The sequence below is a fragment of the Prosthecobacter sp. genome (assembly GCF_014879935.1).
Lineage (GTDB): Bacteria > Verrucomicrobiota > Verrucomicrobiia > Verrucomicrobiales > Verrucomicrobiaceae > Prosthecobacter.
Genome location: NZ_JACSRD010000034.1, coordinates 1 through 5,841, shown reverse-complemented (window position 1 = coordinate 5,841; position 5,841 = coordinate 1). Strand labels below are relative to the sequence as shown.

Sequence of the window (5,841 nt, the reverse complement as noted above, 5' to 3'; positions counted from 1 at the left end):
CATCCGTTATCCAACCCGTGAGTACAACTTCTTTCTCTCGCCTTTTGAGGTTTTAAAACACTGCCTAAACCTTATCCATGACCATCACTCTTCCAGACACGCCTGGTCTCGCTTCCCTGGGGGAGCCCGCCATCCTTCTTGACCTCGCTTGTGGTGCCTATGCCGCAGGCCACCTCTCCCGCCAGTCCGCAGCGGAGGTGGCCGGAGTCAGCCGGTTGGATTTCGACAGGGCTCTGTGTGACCGGCGCATCTCCTATTTCACGGAGGAGGCGCTCGCCGAGGATTTGGAAACCCTCCACGCCCTGTTCTTGTTGTGAGTTGACCGATTACCCATGAGCCCACCACCAGAACCGAAGCAATCTGTGCTGCCGAAGCTATTGGGAGCCCTCGAGAAATTACGAGAGTGGTCCCAGCAACACCCACTCAAAGGACCGCTGATTGCAGTTGGAAGCGGTCTTGGTGCCACTTTGCTTGGCCCACTTGCACTCGAACAAGTTCAGAAGTCGAGCCACTACGCCTCTTTTTCAGAAGCCAAACCAGTAGATAAATTGCTGGATGCTCTAGGATGGTGCTTCACAGGAACAATACCAATCCCTGTGTTGTTGATATGGATATCTGTTCCGGTGGTCTTGTTGGTGCGGCAGCGATGGTTAAAGAGACAAAGAGAACTGCCTGCCGGTAAAAAATCTCCAGCGCTCGTGGCGGAAATCGAAGACCTAAATTACCAGCTTGAGCAAGAGCGAAAGAAGCGCCGCGAAACACCAACGAGAGCGAAGCCAAAAGAAATGCCCAACGTCCTGAATGGACACCCCGATCATTATTCGGTCATCAGCTTTCTTTTCAAATTCAAGAACTGCACATGCAACGATCTTTGTCGAGAACTACAGCTTGAACAATCTAAAGCGCTGAAGATTCTTAGGGACTTAGAAATAACCTATCACCTGATTGATCGCGTTGGGCAAAATAGGCATCAGTCGACCGTTTATGCCCTCAATGACAACGGCACCAAGTACGCAGCGGGCCGCAAGATGACTCCGGGCAATCAAACGATGAGCGACATTTGGGCCAGCGAAGCGGAAAAGGAATTGGCTACGACACGGACAGCGCTTGCCGATGCGAAGCGGCAGCTGGCCGATGAACAAGCCAAAACAGCCGAGTTGTCTCACAAGGTCTCCCAACTAACGGGTCCGAAAATCGGAATACTGCCAGGATGAAGGGCAAAAATAAACCAATCCAAAACCTTCCCTTTCCGCCCTTTCAGGGCTTCGCGTTGTCGCCCCAGGGCGTTGCCCTGGGCTGCGACAGGCCGTCCCGTCGGGACTCCGGAATCGGAGAGCGGCGCTGTTCGGAGGTGTTCGTCGCGACAGGCCGTCTTGTTGGGTCCCAGCGGCGTTTGATCGTCACTGGGTCCCGGAGATTGACAAGGACGGCGTGATGGCTTCCGCGCCGGAACTGGGCGGTTCTTTTCCTCGGCCCTCCACGTCACAAGGCTTGCCGCCGGGGCCGTTCTCTGAAAAAGTGCCGGTCAACCGCCCTTTCTCCCTGTGAAACCTGATTCGGACCCCCCTTCCCCCGCCGATCCCAAGGACAATCCCGCCTTCCAGACCGGGGCGATGACGCTGGGGCCGGAGGATGTGACCATCGCGGTGCCGAATCTCAAAAAAGGCCAGCCGCCGCCGGTGGCTGCCCCTCCCGCCGACGCCACGGGCATGATCACGCTGGGGCCGGAGGATGTGACCATCGCGGTGCCGAATCCGAGCCGCAGCCTGCCTGCGGCGACGATGGGCCACGGCAGCCCCGCGAATCCTGCGGGCATGCCGACGGGGGCGATGACGCTGGGGCCCGAGGACGCGACGATCGCGATTCCGACGGGCAAGCCGCCGACCCTGCCGGGCGCGGCCACCGTTCACAGCCACGGCGGGCTGCCTGCGGCGACGGCGGCGTCGATGACATCGATGGGGAAGGCGAAGCCGAAATCGCACATCGAATCCCTGACGGGCAACGACGGCTGGATCGGCGACCGCTACCGCCTGCTGGACAAGCTGGGCGAGGGCGGCTTCGGCCTGGTCTATCGCGCGGAGCAGGTGAAGCCACTGCACCGGCTGGTGGCGGTGAAGCTGTTGAAGGCGGGGGTGACCTCGGCCGACATCCTGGGACGGTTCGCGATCGAGAAGCAGACGCTGGCGATCATGGAGCACCCGAACATCGCGAAGGTGCTGGATGCGGGCGAGACGGAGATGGGGGCGCCCTTCTTTGTGATGGAGCTGGTGAAGGGCCGCTCCATCACGACCTACTGCAAGCAGAACGACTACGACGTGCGGCAGCGGCTGGCCTTGCTCATCCCCGTGTGCCAGGCGGTGCATCATGCGCATCAAAAGGGGATCATTCATCGCGATTTGAAGCCGGGGAACATCCTGGTGGCGGACGAGGCGGGCAAGGCGGTGCCGAAGGTGATCGATTTCGGCATCGCGAAGGTGCTGGAGGGCGAAGGCTCCGGCCACACCATCGCCACGGGGATCGATCAGCTCGTCGGCACGCCCGGATACATCAGCCCGGAGCAGATCGAGCACGGCAGCGCGCACATGGACACGCGCTCGGACGTGTATGCGCTGGGCGCGATCCTGTTCGAGCTGCTGTGCGGACGGGCGCTGATCACGCCGTCCGACATCGCGCAGAAGCCGATCCACATCCTGCTGCGCGAGCTGGCGGAGAAAGACGCGCCGAAGCCGTCCACCATCGAGCCTTCCGTGAAGGGCGATCTCGACTGGATCACGCTGAAGGCGCTGGAGCGCGATCCGAACCGCCGCTACGGCAGCGCGTCCGACCTGGCGGATGACATCACCCGCTTTTTGAAATACGAGCCGATCGTCGCCCGCCCGCCGAGCCGTGGCTACATGATCTCACGCTTCGTGCGGCGTCATCGCATCGGCGTCGCAGCCGCGGCGGCGATCGCCTTCGCGGTGGTGACGGGCGGCATCACCAGCACGGCGATGTATTTCAAGGCGGAGCGCAACCGCATCGAGGCCGAGCAGGGCCGCGAGAACCTGCGCAAGTCCTACAGCCGCTCCGACGAGCAGATGGCCCGCCAGCGCATGGATGGGAACCAGGGCAACGATGCCGTGGCCTACCTGGCACGTGCGCTGCGCACCGATCCGGCGAACGAACTGGCCTCCACGAACCTGCTGTCGCTGCTGGCGAACACGCACCTCATCCGCTCTGACACGCCGCCGCTGAATCTGCCGGAAGGCGCGGCCAGCGCCTCCAAGGTGGCCATCAGTCCGCAGGCAGGCGTGGCGCTGGCGGTGTCGGCCGTCCGGCTCAAAGGAGCCGGAGGGGACGATTCGGTGCAGAAACGCGAGACGATCTCCACCTGGAGCCTGAAAACCGGCGAACGCACGGATCATCCCATGCCACCGGGCGTGCGGGTGACTTGTCTGGAGGTGACCCACGATGGAGCGAACGCGATCATCGGCCGCGAGGATGGCAACCTCGAGCTGTGGTCGCTCAAGGACGGCAAACGCCGCAACCTGCAGCCACGCATGCCGAACATCGTGACCTGCGTCGCCTTGTCCGGCAATGGGGAGAAGCTCCTCGCCGGCAGCGAGATCGACGAGCAGGGCCAAGGCACGATCCAGGCCTGGAACCTGCAGCAGCCGCAGGACCCGGCGCGTGTGATGAAGCAAAAAGGCGTGGTGAACGAGATCGCGGCCGATCACAACGGCATCTTCGCCACCTCCATTTACGGCGGTGATGCGATCAACGCGCAAGGCGATGACGGTGCCGCGACCACCTGGGACCTGCGCAACGGCCTGCCGGTGGGCGATCCCATCGAGGTGGACAAGGGTCTGCTGCATGTCGCCATCGACCCCCGGCAGGAGATCGTGGCCCTCGGCATGAACAACGGGACCGTTTACGTGGGCAGCTTCCGCAACAACGGCGAGGTGCTGCCGCCGCTCTCGCATCCATCATCGGTCACGGCGCTGGCCTTCAGCGCGGATGGGAAGTCGATCGTCGTCGGCGACGGCGGCGGCTACACCTACCATTGGAATCTTGAAGACGGGAAACTGCTGTTCCCCGCCCGCCAGCATGCGGGCGACGTGATCAAGGCGACGCCCGCCGCGGATACCAGCCTGGTGGTCAGTCTGTCGCGTGAAGGCGAGGTCAGCGTGTTTGATTCGCAAACGCAGGCGCTGCTCACCGCACGGCTGAAACGCACCATCCAGGACGCCAAAATCACCCGCGATGGCTCGCTGCTCGCGATCGCACCGAAGGGTCTGCCGATCATCCAGGTCTGGAACATCCACGAGCGCATGTCAGGCCGTCGGTTTGTCGATGTCCTCGACAAAAATCTCATCACCCGCGTCCAAGGGCCGGAAAACTCGCCCGATCAACTGCGCACGGCCGAGGTCAGCGGCGCGAACCGGCAGAAGTCCCTCTACGCGGCCGCCGATCCGGACGGCACCGTGTTCATTTACGATGCGAAGACGCTGAAACCCGTCGGATTGCCGCTCAGGCACCCGCCGGCCGTCGGCGCGGTCACTTTGACGATGGATGAGAAGCTGCTGATCACCTCCGGTCGTGACCGCGAGGTGCGCGTGTGGGACATCGCCACGCGGAAGAACATCGTGAGCCTGCGCCACGAGTCCTACGTGCCCGTGCTGGCGCTGGGCCAGGACGACCAGCGGCTCGTCACCGTCACGGATGAAGGGGAAATGCGCGTGTGGCACTTCCGCACCGGGGACTGCCTCACGCCGGGCGTGCGTGACACGCCGCGTCAGAACACGGAGCAGCCGGGCATCGTGGTCGCCCGGGTGTCGCAGGATGACAAGACGCTGCTGTTCCGCGTCTCGGAGCACGCCTTCTTCAGCGTGCCGATGCCGCCCAAGGGCGTGGTGCTGCCGGAGTGGTTCCTGAAGTTCGCCGAGGGCCTCGCACGACGTCATCTCACGCCAGATGGCCGCCTGGAGACCCTCGGATTGGAGGAATTCGACGCTGCGGTGGCCGCCTTGCCCAAAACAGCCGCCCAGGGGGATGAAATCGCCCTGCGCTGGGCAAAATGGCTGCTCACACCGGCGGCAACGCGTTCGCTTTCGCCCATGGACGACATGCCGTTCGATGAATACCTGCGCTCCCTCAAAGCGCAGGGCTCCCCGGCCGCCGCACGCGAATACCTGCGCTACCGCCCACAAGATCGCGACGCCGCCGAGCTGTCGAAGAAACTCGTCCCTGCGCTGCCGAAGTGACGCCACAGGCGGACGGAGACAGAAACAAGAGGGCAGAAACATGGTTTTTGTCCCTCTGGCTTCTGCCAGCCAGTAAGGCACGCGGGAGACATGCGGACTGGGCCGTGTGTGAAAACGGTCTCTGACAGCCTGTTCCAGAAAGCCAGCGCCGACGGCGCGGCATTCCTAAGCCCAGGGCAAAGCCCTGGGTCTGCAAGAACCGGCAGCACTCCCGAATGGAGTGAAGCCCTGCAAGGGCGGGACTCGACTCAGGGTGATCTTTGCGGAAGCACGGCGTCGAGTGCCGCCCTTGCAGGGCTGACTCTCGTCATCGGTGAGACGGACTCGCAGTCACGCGCCGTTGGCGCTTCTCACCACCTACACTGCCTTTCTCACACGCGTGTGGCTTCAACTTCCTGTGTGCATCGCTTCCGAGGTTGGAGTCCAGGCTTTATCCGATCCGCGGGCTGTGAGACGTTCGGATCGCCTGAAGGCTACACTCCAACCTCTGCCAATGAATGCTTGCTCTGAACAAGGGTGGGAAATGCGGACCTGCATTTCTCACACTCTCTCGGCAAACGGTCACAGCCTGAAGCTGCACTCCACGTAGCTCGGAATT

Annotated in this window: 3 protein-coding genes; all 3 read left to right on the top strand. The window is 62.6% G+C overall.

All coding sequences use genetic code 11. The annotated features are described in order from the left end of the window. Window positions 1-77: 77 nt before the first annotated feature. The 3 genes from IAE77_RS00550 to IAE77_RS00540 all read left to right on the top strand — a co-directional run bounded on the left by IAE77_RS00550 (window position 78) and on the right by IAE77_RS00540 (window position 5,243). Window positions 78-317, top strand: a complete 240-nt coding sequence (locus tag IAE77_RS00550; RefSeq protein ID WP_294219704.1) for a UPF0175 family protein — start codon at window positions 78-80, stop codon at window positions 315-317. 15 nt (window positions 318-332) lie between these two features. Further along, the gene (locus IAE77_RS00545) at window positions 333-1,214 is read left to right on the top strand and encodes a hypothetical protein (RefSeq protein ID WP_294219703.1); all 882 of its coding nucleotides are present in this window, start codon (window positions 333-335) and stop codon (window positions 1,212-1,214) included. A 330-nt stretch (window positions 1,215-1,544) separates the two neighbouring features. After that, window positions 1,545-5,243: a serine/threonine-protein kinase gene (locus IAE77_RS00540; RefSeq protein WP_294219702.1), complete on the top strand. Its 3,699-nt coding sequence runs from the start codon at window positions 1,545-1,547 to the stop codon at window positions 5,241-5,243. Window positions 5,244-5,841: the final 598 nt, after the last annotated feature.